This window comes from Arthrobacter sp. CG_A4 (assembly GCF_035985125.1).
Classification (GTDB): Bacteria; Actinomycetota; Actinomycetes; order Actinomycetales; family Micrococcaceae; genus Arthrobacter.
In genome coordinates this window covers 16,973-34,456 of sequence record NZ_JAXCID010000043.1, presented here as the reverse complement: position 1 = coordinate 34,456, position 17,484 = coordinate 16,973, and the positions used below count along the sequence as shown (strand labels likewise).

14 protein-coding genes and 1 pseudogene are annotated in these 17,484 nt (G+C 67.9%); 6 read left to right on the top strand and 9 right to left on the bottom strand.

Annotation, left to right across the window (positions count from 1 at the left end; all coding sequences use genetic code 11):
* Positions 1–121: 121 nt before the first annotated feature.
* Entirely contained in the window at positions 122–1,075 is a 954-nt protein-coding gene (locus RCH07_RS15800; protein ID WP_326968434.1) for a copper resistance D family protein, read from the top strand.
* Between the two features lie 215 nt (positions 1,076–1,290).
* Here the strand turns inward: RCH07_RS15800 and RCH07_RS15795 are convergent, their stop codons facing one another.
* Complete coding sequence (locus tag RCH07_RS15795) at positions 1,291–1,758, bottom strand: VOC family protein (protein WP_326968433.1); 468 nt, start codon at positions 1,756–1,758, stop codon at positions 1,291–1,293.
* Between the two features lie 9 nt (positions 1,759–1,767).
* On the opposite strand from RCH07_RS15795, the gene RCH07_RS15790 reads away from it, so the two are divergent.
* Positions 1,768–2,124: a hypothetical protein gene (locus RCH07_RS15790; RefSeq protein WP_326968432.1), complete on the top strand. Its 357-nt coding sequence runs from the start codon at positions 1,768–1,770 to the stop codon at positions 2,122–2,124.
* Positions 2,125–2,301: 177 nt separating this feature from the next.
* On the opposite strand, the gene RCH07_RS15785 is transcribed toward RCH07_RS15790, so the two are convergent.
* Complete coding sequence (locus RCH07_RS15785) at positions 2,302–2,508, bottom strand: DUF4177 domain-containing protein (protein WP_326968431.1); 207 nt, start codon at positions 2,506–2,508, stop codon at positions 2,302–2,304.
* Between the two features lie 278 nt (positions 2,509–2,786).
* On the opposite strand from RCH07_RS15785, the gene RCH07_RS15780 reads away from it, so the two are divergent.
* The 3 genes and pseudogenes from RCH07_RS15780 (at position 2,787) to RCH07_RS15770 (ending at position 7,378) form a co-directional block, all read left to right on the top strand.
* Positions 2,787–4,526 carry an ABC transporter ATP-binding protein gene (locus tag RCH07_RS15780; protein WP_326968430.1) on the top strand — a complete coding sequence of 580 codons (1,740 nt, stop codon included), beginning with the start codon at positions 2,787–2,789 and terminating at the stop codon, positions 4,524–4,526.
* Positions 4,523–6,560: pseudogene (locus RCH07_RS15775) on the top strand (ABC transporter ATP-binding protein). The gene RCH07_RS15780 and the pseudogene RCH07_RS15775 overlap by 4 nt, the downstream one beginning before the upstream one ends.
* A 32-nt stretch (positions 6,561–6,592) precedes the next feature.
* Positions 6,593–7,378 (top strand): isocitrate lyase/PEP mutase family protein, encoded by a 786-nt coding sequence (locus RCH07_RS15770; protein ID WP_326968429.1) that lies wholly within the window; start codon positions 6,593–6,595, stop codon positions 7,376–7,378.
* Positions 7,379–7,866: 488 nt separating this feature from the next.
* Here RCH07_RS15770 and purU read toward each other — a convergent pair whose 3' ends face one another.
* From purU to glyA, 7 genes are read right to left on the bottom strand one after another with little or no spacing between them, the layout of a single operon-like run.
* Positions 7,867–8,751 (bottom strand): formyltetrahydrofolate deformylase, encoded by an 885-nt coding sequence (gene purU / locus RCH07_RS15765; protein ID WP_326968428.1) that lies wholly within the window; start codon positions 8,749–8,751, stop codon positions 7,867–7,869.
* Positions 8,752–8,754: 3 nt separating this feature from the next.
* Positions 8,755–10,170, bottom strand: coding sequence for an L-serine ammonia-lyase (locus RCH07_RS15760; RefSeq protein WP_326968427.1), 1,416 nt, complete (start codon positions 10,168–10,170; stop codon positions 8,755–8,757).
* Positions 10,170–10,805, bottom strand: coding sequence for a sarcosine oxidase subunit gamma (locus tag RCH07_RS15755; RefSeq protein WP_326968426.1), 636 nt, complete (start codon positions 10,803–10,805; stop codon positions 10,170–10,172). The genes RCH07_RS15760 and RCH07_RS15755 overlap by 1 nt, the downstream gene beginning before the upstream one ends.
* On the bottom strand, positions 10,798–13,767 hold the full coding sequence (locus RCH07_RS15750; protein WP_326968425.1) for an FAD-dependent oxidoreductase: 2,970 nt from the start codon (positions 13,765–13,767) through the stop codon (positions 10,798–10,800). Before RCH07_RS15750 ends, RCH07_RS15755 begins: the two co-directional genes overlap by 8 nt.
* Entirely contained in the window at positions 13,764–14,093 is a 330-nt protein-coding gene (locus RCH07_RS15745; protein WP_326968424.1) for a sarcosine oxidase subunit delta, read from the bottom strand. The genes RCH07_RS15750 and RCH07_RS15745 overlap by 4 nt, the downstream gene beginning before the upstream one ends.
* A 14-nt stretch (positions 14,094–14,107) precedes the next feature.
* Entirely contained in the window at positions 14,108–15,328 is a 1,221-nt protein-coding gene (locus tag RCH07_RS15740; protein ID WP_326968423.1) for a sarcosine oxidase subunit beta family protein, read from the bottom strand.
* Positions 15,325–16,665, bottom strand: a complete 1,341-nt coding sequence (gene glyA, locus RCH07_RS15735) for a serine hydroxymethyltransferase (protein WP_326968422.1) — start codon at positions 16,663–16,665, stop codon at positions 15,325–15,327. The genes RCH07_RS15740 and glyA overlap by 4 nt, the downstream gene beginning before the upstream one ends.
* 137 nt (positions 16,666–16,802) lie before the next feature.
* Between glyA and RCH07_RS15730 the strand changes: the two genes are divergently transcribed.
* Entirely contained in the window at positions 16,803–17,474 is a 672-nt protein-coding gene (locus tag RCH07_RS15730) for a GntR family transcriptional regulator (RefSeq protein ID WP_326968421.1), read from the top strand.
* The last annotated feature ends 10 nt before the right edge of the window (positions 17,475–17,484 follow it).

Here is a 17,484-nt window from a genome sequence, read left to right as displayed (position 1 = left end):
GCCCCCCCCCCCCCCCCCCCCCCCCCCCCCCCCCCCCCCCCCCCCCCCCCCCCCCCCCCCCCCCCCCCCCCCCCCCCCCCCCGCGGCGACTCTGGTTCTCGCCGCCTCCGGGGTGGCGCTGATGCTGCTCCGGGCGCGGCTGCCGCGCCGGGAGGGCTCCTGGGCCGGGTCGGTGGGGGCCGGGGTGGCGCTGGTCTCGGTGCTGCCCGTCGGCCACACCCGGACCTTTGGACCCAGCTGGCTGGTGATGGGCGCCGACCTGGTCCACGCCGCGACGGCAGCGGTTTGGCTGGGTGGTCTCGTGGCTCTGGTCCTGCACCTCACCCGCGCCCGACGGCGGAAGGGCGACCCGGCCGAGGCTGCCGTGGTCCTGGGCAGGTTCTCCACCCTGGCCGGTGGCCTCGTCGTCCTGTTGGGCGTCACCGGGACCGTCCTGGCCGTGGTGATGGTCGGTTCGGTGACGGCCCTCGTCGGCAGTTCGTATGGTCTGCTGCTGCTGGCCAAGCTTGGCATGGTCGCGGTGATCGGCGGACTTGCGGCGTGGAACCGATTGGGGCTCGTCCCTCGGCTGGCGCGCGAGGGCAGCGCGGGGAGGGCCTGGCCCCGGCTGGCACTGGCCGTCCGCCTGGAGGCGGTTGGGGTGGTGCTGGTTCTTGGGCTCACCGCGGCCCTGACGCTGCAGAACCCGCGGGCGACCGGCGACCCCGCGGAACAGGCCGCGGCCGCAGCCGAGGTGACCGCTTCGGGCGGGACCCGTCTGCTCGCCGAGCTGGGAACCGGGCACCTGACCGGCCGGTTCAGCCCGGGCACGGCGGGGGAAAACGTCATCACCTTCGACATCACCGACGCAGGGGGCGCTCCCATCGTGCCGCTCGGCATGCCGCAGGTCAGCGTGGCTGAGCCGAACCTGAGTCTCGGACCGCTGGCAGCCGAGGTCGAGCCCGGGGAAACGCCGGGGAGCTACCGGGCCGTGGTTCTGCTGCCAGTGGCGGGTCAGTGGAAGATCACCGCCGCCGTCCGGGTCAACGAGCTGGAGCAGCCGGCGGCCGTCGCCGACGTGGTCGTCGTACGCTGAGTCGGGACGGGTACTGGCTTCCCCATCCCATCTCGGCGGTGAGATCTTCCATGGCATCCTGTCACTTGTCCTTCGCGATATGGCTGCTCGGGAGTCATCAGCCCGCATGTAGGCGGGGCGAGCGCCGCCTTGCGCCCGCGGATAAGAAAGCTTGTCCAGCGGCAGATCGAGCTCCTACTGGCGGGCGAACCGCCGGGGAACGTGGTGCTGGGCGGCTAAGTCGGCCCGGGGTGAGGACGCAGAACTAGGGGTGGCATACCCCAGGAGGACGACGGAGAGTTGCCCGTCCCGGCGGTTTCCACGACGCAGAAACGGTTGCCCTCCGGATCGGCCAGGATGACGTGGTCCGCGTCCGCCGGCCGCTTGCCCCACTCGACCCGGGTGGCGCCTAGGGCCAGGAGCCGCTGAACCTCGGCGTCCTGTTGGTCCGTATACAGATCCAGATGCAGGCGCGGCGGGATCTGGAGGGTTGCGGGAACGCGGTCCAGGGAGACGCAGGTGCCGGGACCGCCCGGAGGCTGCAGGATGACAAAGTCGTCGATGGGCTCCCGCCGGAGTTGGCCGAAGATATCCCTATGGAACTCTCCGGTCTCATTGCCGGTCTGCCGGCCGAAGCGGCGCAGATTCCTTGGGAAGGCCCCACAGTTCGCATCATCGAGCATCAGGCCCATACCCAAGGCCATGAGGCGCTCTTGATCGCGGATCGCGGCGTCCTCGTTGCGGGCGACATGCTCTCTGACGTCCTGATGCCTTTCCTGGACCTGGAGGCAGCGAATCCGATCGATGACTACCTCGCGGCTCTGCGGCTCTTCGAGAGCGTGGCCGACGGCGTTGTCGCCGTCATCCCCGGTCACGGCTCGGTCGGCGGAGCCGAGCAGCTACGAGCACGGATCAAACAGGATCGCGCATATGCGGAGGCCCGGCGGGACGGCGGTGTTCCCGACCACCCGCGCGTCGGTCCATCGGCCCAGTTGGGTTGGCTGCCCGACGTGCACAAATGGCAACTAGAGCGGCTCGCCCAAGGGGAACAGAACGAGAATCCCGAATAGCGGTCGCCCACCGATCTGCGGGTATCCCGACCCGAGAGTGTCCGGTCTCCTGCGTCGAGGCTATTTGGGGCGCGACGTTCCGGTGGGGGATTGTTTACTGGGCACCTAGGTCGACAAACTGACTCGTCGGGGCCTGCCGGGGCGTCCCGACGCCACAGCTCGTTTTGCGAGGTGCGGTTATCCGAGGCTCTCGAACACCATCGTTGCCTGGATGCGGTCACCGCCGCCGAGTCCCTTGCTCCCGCTGCTAGCGGTGGTTATGGTGTGGAGTCGATAGCCCTTCGCGGCCTGATCGTTGAGGGTCTTCTCCAGGGAGGTCAGGTTGCCCGAACCGGTTCCCCACAGTTTCTCTTTAAGGATCACCTGCACGACGACATACTGCACGACGCGACTTCCTTCCGTTGATTGCCAATTGGGAGCAACGCTACTCGACGTTGCGTGGTGTCAACGTCAGGCCAGCGACACAAAACACGACGGCGTCACGATTCGGCGCTGAGCAGATCCCAACTGACCGACTGCCCGGCGTGCAAGCCCGCAGCCACACCTAACGCCCCCGCATTCGCCCTGAGAGGAACCCGTTCCGCTCCCAGCATCCGGACGTAAACTGACCTCCAAATCACGTGCGCCAAAAAGTGCATGAAGCAGCCTGAAGTGGAGACCGGATGCTCTGGAAACTGCTCGTCGAATACCTGAGGCCGCAGCGGCGGCTGCTGCTCGCCGTCGTCGTCCTCCAGCTGGCGGCCTCGATCGCCTCGCTGTACCTGCCCACCCTGAATGCGGACATCATCGACCAGGGCGTGGCGCGCGGGGACACGGACTACATCCTGCGCACCGGCGGCGAGATGCTCATGATCACGCTGCTTCAGATCGCCTGCACCATCGCCGCCGTCTACTTCGGCGCGAAGGCCGCGATGGCCCTGGGCCGGGATGTGCGCGGAGCAATCTTCACCCGGGTGGCGGAATTCTCCGAGCAGGAGGTGACACGCTTCGGTGCCCCGAGCCTTATCACCCGCTCCACCAATGATGTCCAGCAGGTCCAGCAGCTGGTGCTGATGTCCGCCACGTTGATGGTCACCGCGCCCATGCTCAGCGTCGGCGGGGTGATCATGGCGATCCGGCAGGACGTGCAGCTGTCCTGGCTGATCGCCGTCAGCGTGCCGGTGCTGCTGATCGGGATCGGGCTGATCATCACCCGGATGGTCCCGCTGTTCCGGCTCATGCAGACCCGGATCGACACCGTCAACCGGGTGCTGCGCGAACAGCTGACCGGCATCCGGGTGGTCCGCGCCTTCGTCCGCGAGGACGTGGGGACCGCCCGCTTCGGGAAGGCCAACGAGGACGTCACGGACACTGCCCTGCGCGCCGGCCGGCTGATGGCGCTCGCGTTCCCCACCGTGATGCTGGTGCTGAACGTCTCGTCCGTGGCCGTGATCTGGTTCGGCGCGTTCCGGATCCAGGACGGCTCCATGCAGGTGGGCACCATGATCGCGTTCCTGAGCTACCTCATGCAGATCCTGATGTCCGTCATGATGGCTACCTTCATGGCCATCATGATCCCGCGGGCGGCGGTCTCCGCGGACCGGATCGGGCAGGTGCTGGGCACCGAATCCAGCGTCCGGCCACCGGTTCGCCCCCTGGACTTCTCCGGCCGCACCGGCCGCGGCGAGCTGGAGATGCGCGACGTCGGCTTCGCCTACCCGGGTGCCGAGGCGCCGGTCCTGGCCGGGATCAGCTTCACCGCCCGCGCCGGGCAGACGACGGCGATCATCGGCGCCACCGGCTCCGGCAAAACCACCCTGGTGAACCTGATGCCGCGGCTCTTCGACACCACCTCCGGCTCGGTAAGGATCGACGGCGTGGACGTGCGCGAGCTGCACCCGGACCTGCTCTGGGGGCACATCGGGCTGGTCCCGCAAAAGCCCTACCTGTTCTCCGGCACGGTCCGCAGCAACCTGCTCTACGGCAAACCCGACGCCAGCGAGGACGAGCTCTGGCAGGCGCTCTCCATCGCGCAGGCCGAGGACTTTGTCCGGGAGATGGAAGGGGGGCTGGACGCACCGATTTCGCAGGGCGGCACCAACGTCTCCGGCGGACAGCGGCAGCGGATCGCGATTGCCCGGGCGCTGGTGAAACGGCCCGAGCTCTACATCTTCGATGACTCGTTCTCCTCGCTGGACACCGCCACGGACGCCCGGCTGCGGCAGGCCCTCAAGCTGCACACCGCCGGCGCCACCCTGGTGATCATTGCCCAGCGGGTGTCCAGCATTGTGGACGCGGAGCAGATCCTGGTGCTCGACGACGGCCGGCTCGTCGCGCAGGGCACGCACGGGGAGCTGCTGGAAACCTCGGCGACGTACCAGGAGATCGTGAATTCCCAGCTCGCGGCGGAGGAGGCGGCATGAGCAAGGTCGAGTCGCCCGCTTCCGGCTCCACAGGTGCGGGCACTGCCGGCGGTGGTGCTGCCGCCGGTGCCGGCAAGGAAGCCCCGTTGCGCATCCCCCGCCCGCGCGGCGGCCCCGGCCAGGGCGGACCGTTCGCCGGGATGAACGTGCCCGCGGAGAAGGCGATGGACTTCGGACCCTCCGCCAAACGGCTGCTGGGCCAGCTGCGGCCGGAGCGGCTCTGGCTAATGCTGGTGCTGGCGCTCGCCGTCGTGAGCGTGACGTTCTCGGTGATCGGGCCCCGGCTGCTGGGCGAGGGCACCAACCTGATCTTCGCCGGCGTGGTGTCCAAGCAGCTGCCGGCCGGGATGAGCAAGGAGCAGCTGATCACGGGCCTGCGCGCGGCAGGGCAGGACCGGCAGGCGGACATGCTCAGCGCCATGACGCTGACGCCGGGCACCGGGATCGACTTCGCCGCACTGTCCTCCGTGCTGCTGTGGGCGCTGGTGCTCTATGTGCTGGCGTCGGCATTCATGTGGATGCAGGCATATATCCTCAACGGCGTGGTGCAGCGCACCGTGTACCGGCTGCGCGAGCGGATCGAGGCGAAGATCAACCGGCTGCCGCTACGCTACTTCGACACCGTGCAGCGCGGCGAGCTGCTCAGCCGGGTGACCAACGACGTCGACAACATCTCCCAGAGCCTGCAGCAGTCCATCAGCCAGGCAGTCACGTCCCTGCCTGACAGTGGCGGGGGTGCTGGTGATGATGGTGCTCCTGTCGCCGACGCTGGCCATCATCGCCCTGGTGACCATTCCGCTGACCCTGGTGACGACGGCGGTGATCGCCAAGCGCTCGCAGAAGCTGTTCGTGGCACAGTGGAAAAACACCGGCGAGCTGAACGGCCAGATCGAGGAAACCTACACCGGCCACGCGCTGGTGAAGGTGTTCGGACGGCAGCGCGAGGTGGAGGAACGGTTCCGGCAAAAGAACGTGGAGCTGTACCAGGCCAGCTTCGGCGCGCAGTTCATTTCCGGGCTGATCATGCCGGCCATGACGTTCATCGGGAACCTGGTCTACGTGGGGATCGCCGTGGTGGGCGGGCTGCAGGTGGCCTCCGGGGCGATGCAGCTGGGCGATGTGCAGGCGTTCATCCAGTACTCGCGGCAGTTCACCCAGCCGCTGGCCCAGCTGGGCTCGATGGCGAACCTGCTGCAGTCCGGCGTGGCGTCGGCAGAGCGGGTGTTTGAGCTGCTGGACACCGAGGAGCAGTCGCCGGACCCGGTGCCGGCCGCGGCCCCCGGCGGCGGGCGGGGGAGGCTGGTGTTCGAGGACGTGTCCTTTGCCTACTCGCCCGACAAGCCGCTGATCTCGGACCTGAGTCTGGTGGCGGAGCCGGGCCAGACGGTGGCGATCGTGGGGCCGACCGGGGCCGGGAAGACCACGCTGGTGAACCTGATGATGCGCTTCTACGAGCTCGACGCCGGGCGGATCACACTCGACGGCGTGGACGTCGCCGCGATGTCCCGGCACGAGCTGCGCTCGCGGATGGGCATGGTGCTGCAGGACACCTGGCTGTTCGGCGGGACTATCCGGGACAACATCGCCTACGGCCGGCCTGCTGCCACCGAGGCGGACATCCTGGAGGCGGCGAAGGCGACCTACGTGGACCGGTTCGTGAAGTCCCTGCCGCAGGGTTACGACACCGTGCTCGACGACGAAGGAGCCAACGTCTCCGCGGGCGAGAAGCAGCTGCTGACCATAGCCCGGGCGTTCCTGGCCCGGCCGTCGGTGCTGATCCTGGACGAGGCCACCAGCTCGGTGGATACCCGCACCGAGGTGCTGGTGCAGAAGGCCATGAGCGCACTGCGGTCCGACCGGACGTCGTTTGTCATTGCGCACCGGCTCTCCACCATCCGCGACGCCGACCTCATCCTGGTGATGGAGGCCGGCCAGATCGTGGAGCAGGGGACGCATGCTTCGTTGTTGGAGGCTGGCGGGGCGTATGCCGCGCTTTATGCGGCACAGTTTGCGGCTCCGGTGGCTGAGGTTTAGAGACATGGGGCGGACAAGACTTGAGGAATGAAATGGCCACTTTTCGGGAACTCCACCACACCGGCGCCCCATTCCTGCTGCCCAATGCGTGGGACATCGGATCTGCCCTGGCATTCGCGGCGGCAGGATACCCGGCCGTCGGCACCACCAGCTTTGGCATTGCGGCAAGCGCCGGCCTGCCCGACGGCGGCCGGGCCAGCAAAGCGGTAACCGCCGCCGTGGCGGAGCAGCTGTGCCGCCTGCCCGTCCACATCACGGCGGACGTCGAGGACGGCTACTCCGATGACCGTGGCGAGGTTGCCGAACTGGTGGCCCAACTGGCTGCCCTGGGCGTGGCCGGGATCAATCTTGAGGACAGCACGGCCGGGCACCTGGTCGAACCGGCAGCCTTTGCCGAGAAGGTTGCCGCCGTCAAGCGGCGCAGCCCGGACGTGTTCATCAACGCCCGGGTGGACAACATATGGTTCGGCGAACAGGCCACTGTGGATGCCGTCCTGCTCCGCGCCCGGGCCTACGCCGCCGCCGGTGCGGACGGGATCTTCGTCCCCGGACTCGTGGTTCCGGAGGACATCCGGACCATCACCGCGGGCATTGGCCTGCCGGTCAACGTGCTGGCACATCCCACGCTGACGGTTGCCGAACTGGGTGAGCTGGGGGTCCGGCGGGTGAGTTCCGGTTCCCTGCCGTACCGCGCCGCAGTCGACGCGGCGGTGAACGTGGTCAACGCCCTGCGTGATGGCAAGCAGCTGCCAGCCGCCACCTCGTATTGGGAGATGCAATCGCGTCTCGTCTCATTCAGCCGGCACCCCACGGGCTGACCGCCGTAATGTCCGCCTCATGCGTGGACGCCGCCAAGCCTGCGGCTGATGATAAAGCCATGACTTCCGACGATTCTGCAGGCGGCCAGAGGCCGCGGCGGGCGACGCCGCTGGCATTGCCCAATTGCTTCAGGATTTCAATACTGAGTTCTCGACGCCGGCCCCGGACGTTAGCGAGCTTCAAACCCGATTGACGCAACTCCTGGCGGGGGACGACGTGGTGGTCCTGCTGACCGACGAGCCGGCGAGCGGCGTCCCTGTGCTGACTTTCCGGCCCAACGTCCGCCACGCCAGGGTTCGGCAAGATGTTCGTTCTGCCTACTCGGCCCCTCGGGGTCGGCGCTCAGGGGAGCTCGTACACACGGCGGGCGTTGTCGTGTGCGACGAGTTGCACAATCTTGCGGGCGTCCTCCTCGGAACAGTCTGCCAGCGACGGGCTGCTTCAACGCCGCCGGCGGTGAAAAGGGCCCGCGCCGGGCGGACACGCACTAGCGCAGTATGACGGTCCGGTTGCCCTGCAAGAAGACGCGTCCCTCGCAGTGCCAGCGGACGGCGTTGGACAGGGCCTTCCGCTCGGTGTCCCTTCCGGCGGCCACAAGATCGTCGGCACCGAAGGTGTGGTCCACCTCCACTACCTGCTGGGCGATGATGGGGCCCTCGTCCAGTTCCGCGTTGACGTAGTGCGCGGTGGCGCCGACGGTCTTCACGCCGCGGGCGTGTGCCTGGTGGTAGGGCTTGGCGCCTTTGAAGGACGGCAGGAAGGAGTGGTGGATGTTGATGGCGCGGCCATCCAGGCGGCGGGTCAGGTCGTCGCTGAGGACCTGCATGTAGCGGGCCAGGACCACCAGTTGGACATCCAACCGGTCGACGAGTTCCATCAGGCTCCCCTCGGCCGCCGGCTTGGTGGCGGCCGTGACGGGCACGTGGAAGAACGGGATGCCGTGCCATTCCACAATCCCCCGGTGGTCCGGATGGTTCGAGACGACAGCAACGATGTCGATGGGCAGTTCGCCGATGCGGGCCCGGAACAGCAGGTCGTTGAGGCAGTGTTCGAATCTGGACACCATGATCAGGACCCGGCATTTCGTCCCCCGGGCCCGCAGGTGCCACTGCATGCCGAATTTTTCGGCCACGGGCACGAAGGGCTCCCGGAGCGACGCAAGGGTGGCCGGTCCGTCGGGGGAGTCCCCGGACGAGGCAAAGTGGAGCCGCATGAAGAAGTGGCCGTCGTCCTGGGAGTCGAATTGTTTGCTTTCCAGGATGTCGCAGCCTTGTTCCAGCAGGAATCCGGACACGGCGTGGACGATTCCCCGTGTTTCCGGGCAATCGAGGGTTAAAACGTATTCAGCGGCGCTGCTGTTCGGGGTGTCCACGGTTCAGCACTCGATCACGTTCACGGCGAGGCCTCCGCGGGAGGTTTCCTTGTACTTGGTCTTCATGTCCGCTCCTGTCTCACGCATGGTCTTGATCGCTTTGTCCAGCGATACTTTGTGGCTGCCGTCGCCGTGCAGGCACAGGCGGGCGGCGTTGATGGCCTTGACGCTGGCGATCGCGTTGCGTTCGATGCAGGGGATCTGCACCAGTCCGCCGACGGGATCACAGGTCAGGCCGAGGTTGTGTTCGATCCCGACTTCGGCGGCGTTTTCCACCTGGGCAGGGGTGCCGCCCAGGACTTCGCACAGCCCGGCCGCCGCCATGGAGCAGGCCGATCCGACCTCACCCTGGCAGCCGACCTCGGCCCCCGAGATGGAGGCATTGATCTTGAACAGGATCCCGACGGCGGCGGCCGTCAGGAGGAAGCGGATCACGCCGTCGTCGTTCGCCCCGGGGACGAACTTGACGTAGTAGTGCAGCACGGCGGGCACGATCCCTGCCGCGCCGTTGGTCGGGGCGGTGACAATCCGGCCCCCTGCGGCGTTTTCCTCATTGACGGCCAGGGCGAACAGGTTCACCCACTCCATGGCGAGCAGCGGGTCCGCGGGCACCTGCACCGGGGACGGGCTCCGGGCTGCCGCATCGGCGCTGACGGCTGTCGCTGCCAGCGTCCGGAACAGGGACGGGGCGCGCCGTTTGACGTTCAGCCCGCCGGGCAGAATGCCCTCGGCGGCACAGCCGTTCTCCACGCATTGGCGCATGACCGCCCACAGCGCCAGGAGTTTGTCCCGGAGCTCAGCCTCGCTGCGCCAGAGAAGTTCGTTGGCGAGCATGACGTCCGAGATGGACATGTCCTCCCGCCGGCAGATGTCCAGAAGCTCGTCGGCTGTAGTGAAGGGGTAGGGCAACACAGTGTCGTCGGCCACCACCTGGTCGGCGCCCTGGGCGGTGCCGTCAACGACGAAGCCGCCGCCGATCGAGTAGTAGCTGCGCTCCTTCAGGATTGTCCCGGTGTGGTCCAGTGCCCGGAAGGTCATGCCGTTGGGGTGGGCCGGCAGGGACTTGCGGCGGTGCAGCACCACGTCCTCGTCCCAGTTGAAATCGACCCGGTGGTCCCCGCCGACCCGGAGCTCGGCATCCAGGGCGGCCGCGGCTACCTGGTCGTCCGCGGTGGCGGTGTCCACGGTTTCCGGGTCCTGGCCCTGGAGGCCCAACACCACGGCCTTGTCGGAGCCGTGGCCCCGGCCGGTGGCGCCGAGCGAGCCGAACAGTTCGGCCTGCACCCTGGTGGTGGCGCTCAGCTGCCCGTCGCTCTTCAGCCCGGCGGCGAACCGTTTCGCCGCCCGCATCGGGCCGACCGTGTGCGACGACGACGGCCCGATGCCAACGGAGAACAGGTCCAGGACGCTGAGCGCCATTAGGGGACCTCGGGGGACGCGTATTCCCGCATGGCGTCAAGGAGCCAGCGGCCCAGGAACTCCGCGAAGGAGGCCCGCGGGAAGATCCGGTAGGTCTGGTCGGCGGTCTTCCACAGAACGGCCGGGATGCCGCCGATTTCCGTGGACAGCGCCGTCCCGGCCTTGAAGACGCGGGGGTGCAGATCCAGGGAGCAGCCCTTCTCCAGGACCGCCCGCGCCCGGGGACCGGAGAGTTCGAACGTGGTGCGGTTGGCGGAGAGATCCACCACCTGGCCCGCGCCGTCGCCCAGTGCCTCAAACAGCGCACCGGGCAGGTCTCCGCCCAGGCTTTCGTGGGATTCCGCGGGGGCCACGAGCAGGAATTCGGCCGGACCCAGCCACAGCACTGCGGTCCCGCCGCTGCCGCAAACCTCCCCGGACGCCGAGGGCAGGCCTCCGGTCAGGGCGCCCAGCCGCTCCCCGGCGTCGCCGGCCGGATCGACCCGGAGCCCGGCCATGGTCAGGAACGGCACCTCGCGCAGCTCCACCGTGCCCGCCACGGATCCGGCTTCAAATGCTGCCCTGAGCGGCGACGCCGGGCTCTTGCGGAGGGTCTGGATTTTCTTGGAGTTTTTGAGTGCTGCTGTGTCAGCCATCTTTGCGGGCCCCTTCAGAGTCAAAAAGTACGGTTTCTGCGACAACAACGTCCACCTGCTGGTCCCCGGCGGCAGCCACCAGGGTTTCTCCGATGCGGTTGCGGCCATTTTTGATCAGGGCGAGGGAAAACGACCGGCCCAGCGCCGCGCTGTGGTAGCTGGAGGTCACGAATCCCTGCATCGGGACCGGGCCGTAGGCCGGGTTGACGGTGATGCCCTGCTCCACCAGCTGTGTGCCTTCCGGGAGCCGGATCGTGCCGTCCACGGGAAGGACACTGACCAGGTGTTTTCGGTCGGCGCGGCCGGCGTCCTTGCGGGAGTAGGACCGCTTGCCAATGAAGTCCTTGACCTTGGACACCACCCATTCCATGCCGGCGTCCTGCGGTGTCACGGTCCCGTCGGTGTCCTGGCCGACGATCGGGTATCCCTTCTCCGCACGCAGCACGTGCATCGTTTCGGTGCCGTACGGGGTGATGCTGAACTCCGCCCCGGCCGCTGCCACCGACTCCCAGGTGTTCAGCCCGTACCAGGACGGGACGTTGATTTCGTAGGCCAGCTCACCGGAGAACGAGATCCGGCAGATCCGGGCCGGCACGCCGGACGCGAGGGTGGTTTCCTTGAACGTCATGAACGGGAAAGCCTCGGCCTCGAGGCCGCCGTCGGCCGCCAGCTCGGGGGCCAGTTTCGCCACGACGGCGCGGGACTTGGGCCCGACGACGGCGATGGTGGTCCACTGCTCCGTGACGGAGGTGCAGTGCACGTCCAGTTCGGGCCATTCGGTCTGCAGCCATTCCTCCAGCCAGTCCAGGACCTTGGCCGCACCGCCGGTGGTGGTCGTCATGAAGAACCGGTCCGGATCGAGGCGGAGCGTGACGCCGTCGTCGAAGATCATTCCGTCCGGGGTGCACATGACGCCGTACCGGGCCGAGCCCGGCGCCAGCTTCTTGAACGCGTTGGTGTAGATGCGGTTCAGGAACTCGCCCGCGTCCTTGCCGCGGATCTCGATCTTGCCCAGGGTGGTGGCATCCATGAAGCCCACCGATTCCCGGACCGCGGCGCATTCACGCAGGACCGCGGCGTCCATGTCCTCACCGGCCTGCGGGTAGTACCAGGGCCGCTTCCATTGGCCGACATCCTCGAAGAGGGCGCCGTGGGCGACATGCCAGGGGTGGATGGAGGTGAGGCGGGCCGGGTCGAAGAGCTCTCCGCGCTGGCGTCCGGCCAGGGCAGCGAACGCCACGGGGGTGAAGGGGGCGCGGTACGCGGTGGTGCCGATGTCCCCGATGCCGCGGGACGCTTCGCCGGCCTGCCGCAGTGCCGCAGCGATGACACCGATCGCGTTCACCCCGGAGGTCTTGCCCTGGTCGTTGGCGGTGCTGATCGAGGTATAGCGCTTGACGTGTTCCACCGAGCGCATGCCGGCGCCGGTGGAGCGGAGCACGTCGGCCACGGACTGGTCGCGCTGGAAATCGACGAAGTGGTGGTGCCAGTCATCCGGGCCGCCTTCCTGCCCGGGCACCAGCCAGAGCTGGCGGGTCGGGGCCAACGCCTTCGGTTCGGAAAAGACCTGCGGATCGACGGCGGCGCCAGAGTTTTCCGGGTCGAAGCCGGCGGCGCCTGCCGCGGCTGCCCCGGCGGCAATGCCTTCGGCGACACAGTCGTCGAGTTCGAAACTGCCGCGGCCGGACCCGGCCACCCGCTGGTTGGGAACCACGCTGCTGGGGACGAATGCCGCCAGCTCATCGTCCCAGCGGATCTTGCCCTGGCGCTGGGAGTGCAGGTGCACCACGGGGGACCAGCCGCCGGAGACGGCGAGCAGGTCGCAGGCGAGCTGTTCGACGCCGGAGGTGAGTTCGCCGTCGTCGTTGATGCTCCGGACGGTGACGCCGAGCAGCCGGCCGTCGCCGGATTCAGCAGCGGTGGTGTTGGCCACGGCGCTGCCGATCAGTACGCGGGTGCCGGCTGCGGCGGCTGCGGCGGCTGTTTCGCTCAGCTGCGGGCGGGCGTCCACGACGGCCTCGACGCGGATGCCGGCCGCCACCAGGTCCGCGGCAAGGCGGTAGGCGCTGTCGTTGGTGGTGCTGATGACCACGCGCGAACCGGCGGCCACGGCGTAGCGGTTGAGGTAGCTGCGGACCGCGGAGGCGAGCATGATGCCGGGGCGGTCGTTGTTCTCGAAGACCAGCGGGCGTTCGTGGGCGCCGGGGGCCAGGATGACCTGGGCGGCGCGGATGTGCCAGATCCGCTGGCGGGACACGCCGGGCGCGGCCGGGGTCAGGAGGTGGTCCGTCCGGTTCTGCGCCGCGATGACGTAGTTGGAGTCGTAGGAGCCGAAGGCGGACGTGCGGTTCAGGACCGTGCACTCGGCCGCGGAGATCAGTTCGGCTTCAACGTTGGCCACCCAGTCCAGGGCGGGTACCCCTTCGATGGTCTCCGCGAGGGCCGGATCGGTGGATCCGGACAGCAGCGAGCCGCCCAGCTCAGGCTGGTCGTCAATGAGGATGACGCGGATGCCGGCACGGACGGCTTCGCGCGCCGCGGCCAGGCCTGCGGGGCCGCCGCCGACCACGAGGACGTCGGTGTGGACGTACTTCTTGTCGTACTCGGCGCGGTCCTCGTCCGGGTCCAGCTTTCCGAGCCCGTTGAGCAGTTCGGCGCTGAGCCCGTCCACGAGGGACACCGTGGTGGCCGGGAGCATGGACTCGGCCACGTGGCCCGGGAACCGGGGAGCGACCTTGACCAGGGCGTTGGATTCCTCGACGCCGGCGGACATGATGCCGCGGGGCCGGTCCTCGTACAGGGAGTTGCCGGCGGCGATCCGGCCGTTTGCCAGCAGGGCGGAGGCGAGGGTGTCGCCAGGGTGGCCGCTGAATTCACGGCCGTCCACGGTGAAGCGCCAGGTAACGCTGCGGTCGATGCGTCCGCCGGTGGACAGACGCGCGGGCTGCGGCTGAGCGGTCATTTGACTGCTCCTTCGGGGGAGACGGGGGTGGTGACGGTGGGGGCGGTGGGTCCCGAAGCGGGGCGAAGCTGGCCCATCGGGTACACGGCCTGGATGTCGTAGGTGACGGTGTCGCGGAGCATGTTGAACCACTGCCGGCAGCTGGTGCTGTGCAGCCAGCGCTCCGCGAAGGCGCCCTTGGTGTTGTCCCGGTAGAACAGGTACTCGGCCCATTCACGGTCGGTGAGTTCGGCCGGGTTTTCGGGGTACGGCACGTGGGCCTGGCCGCCGTAGTGGAATTCGGTCTCGTCCCGGGGGCCGCAGTTGGGGCAGGGAATCAGGAGCATGTCCTTACCTCTTTCTAGTGGGCCACGGCGGCGGCGCCGTGTTCATCGATCAGGGCGCCGGTTTCGAAGCGCTCGAGGGCAAAGGGTTTGTTGAGTTTGTGCGGTGTGCCGGTGGCGATGGTGTGCGCGAAGGTCAGCCCGGCAGCCGGGGTGCCCTTGAACCCGCCGGTGCCCCAGCCGCAGTTGACGAACATGTTCTCCACCGGGGTGGTGCCAACGATGGGGGAGGCATCCAGGGTGGTGTCCACGATCCCGCCCCAGGTCCGGAGCACGTGCGCCCGGGCGAAGATCGGGAAGAGCTCGACGGCGGCTGCCATCTGGTGCTCGATCACGTGGAAGGATCCGCGCTGGCCGTAGCCGTTGTAGGAGTCGACGCCGGCGCCCATGACCAGTTCGCCCTTGTGGGCCTGGGAGACGTAGACGTGGACGTAGTTGGACATGACCACCGTGGGGTGGACCGGCTCGTGGAGCTCGGACACCAGGGCCTGGAGCGGGTGGGACTGGATGGGCAGCCGGAACCCGGCCATTTCCGCGAGCACGGAGCTGTGTCCGGCCGCGCAGAGGCCTACCTTTTCGGTGTTGATCGTGCCGCGGTTGGTCTTGACGCCGACGACGCGGTTCCCGTCCTTGAGGAAGCCGGTGACCTCGCAGTTCTGGATGATGTCCACGCCCATCTCATCGCATTTGCGGGCGAACGCCCAGGCGACGTGGTCGTGCTTGGCGATGCCGGCCCGCGGCTGGTACGTCGCGCCCATGACCGGGTAGCGGATGTTGTCGTTGATGTTCAGGATGGGGCAGAGTTCCTTGACCTGCTGCGGGTCCAGCCACTCGGCGTCGACGCCGTTGAGCTTGTTGGCCCCGACGCGGCGGATGCTTTCGCGGACGTCGCCCAGGGTGTGGGCGAGGTTCATTACGCCGCGCTGGCTGAACAGGAAGTCGTACTCAAGCTCCTCCGGCAGGATCTCCCACAGCTTCAGGGCGTGCTCGTAGATCGCCGCGCTTTCGTCCCAGAGGTAGTTGGAGCGGATGATCGTGGTGTTCCGGGCCATATTGCCGCCGGCGAGCCAGCCTTTTTCCAGGATGGCGATGTTGGTCATCCCGTGGTTCTTGGCCAGGTAGTAGGCAGTGGCGAGGCCGTGCCCGCCGCCGCCGACAATGACGGCGTCGTAGGAGGACTTGGGCTCCGGGTTGCGCCAGAGGAACTCCGGGTGCTCCGGCAGGTGTTCGGTGCTCATTGTGCTGCTCCAATCAGTTCTGCCTCAAGCCCGGGTGCCGCCGTCGTCCCGCCGAGGTGCGGGTACAGCGGGAACTTTCCCGCCAGGGCGCTGACGCGGCAGCGGAGGCCGCCGGCGGTTTCGTCGCTGAGTTCGTTGTTGATGGCCGGTGAAGTGAGGGCGGCGGCGATGATGTCCGCCACCTCCGTGAATTCCTGGCTGCCGAAGCCGCGCGTGGCCAGGGCCGGGGTGCCGATCCGCAGCCCGGAGGAGACCATGGGCGGACGGGGATCGAAGGGAACGGCGTTGCGGTTGACGGTGATGCCGATCTGGTGCAGCCGGTCTTCGGCCTGCTGTCCGTCCAGCTCCGAGTGCCGCAGGTCCACGAGGACCAGGTGCACATCGGTGCCGCCGTTGACCACCGAGATCCCGGCGGCGGCCACGTCATCCTCCAGGAGCCGGGCCGCGAGAAGCCGCGCACCTTCGAGGGTGCGTTCCTGGCGTTCCTTGAACTCGGCCGATGCCGCGATCTTAAAGGCAACGGCCTTGGCCGCGATGACGTGTTCCAGCGGTCCGCCCTGCTGTCCGGGGAAGACGGCGCTGTTGATCTTGCGCGCATACTCCTGCTTGCTCAGGATCACACCGCCGCGCGGGCCGCCGAGGGTCTTGTGCGTGGTGGTGGTGACGACGTCGGCGTAGGGCACCGGGTTCGGGTGCAGCCCGGCGGCCACGAGGCCGGCGAAGTGGGCCATGTCCACCATGAGGTAGGCACCCACGAGGTCAACGATCCGGCGGAACTCCGCGAAATCCAGCTGCCGGGAGTAGGCCGACCAGCCGGCCACGATCATTTTGGGGCGGTGCTCGAGGGCCAGGGCCTCGACCTCGGCCATGTCCACCAGGTGGCTGTGCTCGCTCACGTGGTAGGGGACGACGTTGTAGAGCTTGCCGGAGAAGTTGATCTTCATGCCGTGGGTGAGGTGTCCGCCGTGCGCCAGCGAGAGTCCCATGATGGTGTCGCCCGGTTCCAGCAGGGCAAACATGGCGGCGGCATTGGCCTGAGCGCCCGAATGGGGCTGCACGTTTGCCGCTTCCGCGCCGAACAGGGCCTTGACCCGGTCGATGGCCAGCTGTTCGATCACGTCAACGTGCTCGCATCCGCCGTAGTAGCGCTTGCCCGGGTAGCCCTCGGCGTACTTGTTCGTCAGGACGGAGCCCTGCGCCTCCATGACCGAGGCAGGGGCGAAATTCTCTGAGGCGATCATCTCGAGGGTGGACTGCTGGCGCAGGAGCTCCCTGTCCACGGCTTCCGCCACTTCGATGTCCACTTCTGATAACCGGTGATTCAGCTGCCCGACCATTCGACTGCTCCTTTGAAATACTACTTCCGACTAATTGATATATCAGTGTGTGAACAATGGTATGATGGAACTCACAACAGAGTCAATAGGTTCGCGGCCATGACGGCCGGCCGGGCCGCTGGGGAAGGGGATATCCGTTGAGCGCAGCACACCTCACGCCGGCACCCGAGGAGGGGGAGATCTCCCTGGCCGAGGCGGCCTACCGTCGGCTGCGGGACAAGCTGATCATGCTTGAGATCAAGCCGGGCGCGCCGATCAACGACGGCCAGCTCGCCGCAGAGCTCGGAGTGGGCCGGACTCCGGTGCGGGAGGCCATCAAGCGCCTGGAAGTTGACCATCTGGTTGTCTCGTACCCTCGCCGGGGAACGTTCGCCACCATCGTTGACATCACGGAACTGGCGGATGTCTCGGATATCCGCGAGTTACTGGAGCCGCTGGCGGCCCGCCGCGCCGCAACCAACGCCAGCGCAGACATGCGCGCGGAGCTCCGGGAGGTGGCCCGGACCATCTCCGGCATCGACACCACCCCCCGTGACAAGCGCGAGCTCATGCGCTACGACCTCACCGTGCACCGGCTGATCTACCGCGCCGCGGGCAATCCCCACCTGGAAGACACCCTCATCCGCTACGACAACCTCGCGACGCGCATCTGGTGCCTGGTGCTGGACAAGCTTCCCTCGGTGGAAGCACACGTCACCGAGCACGTGAAACTGCTGGAGGCCATTGCGGCCGGCGACGCGGACAGCGCCGCCCGGCTTGCAGGGGAGCATGTCCGGAGCTTCGAACAGGCCGTCCGCAGCGTGCTCTAGCCGCAGAAAC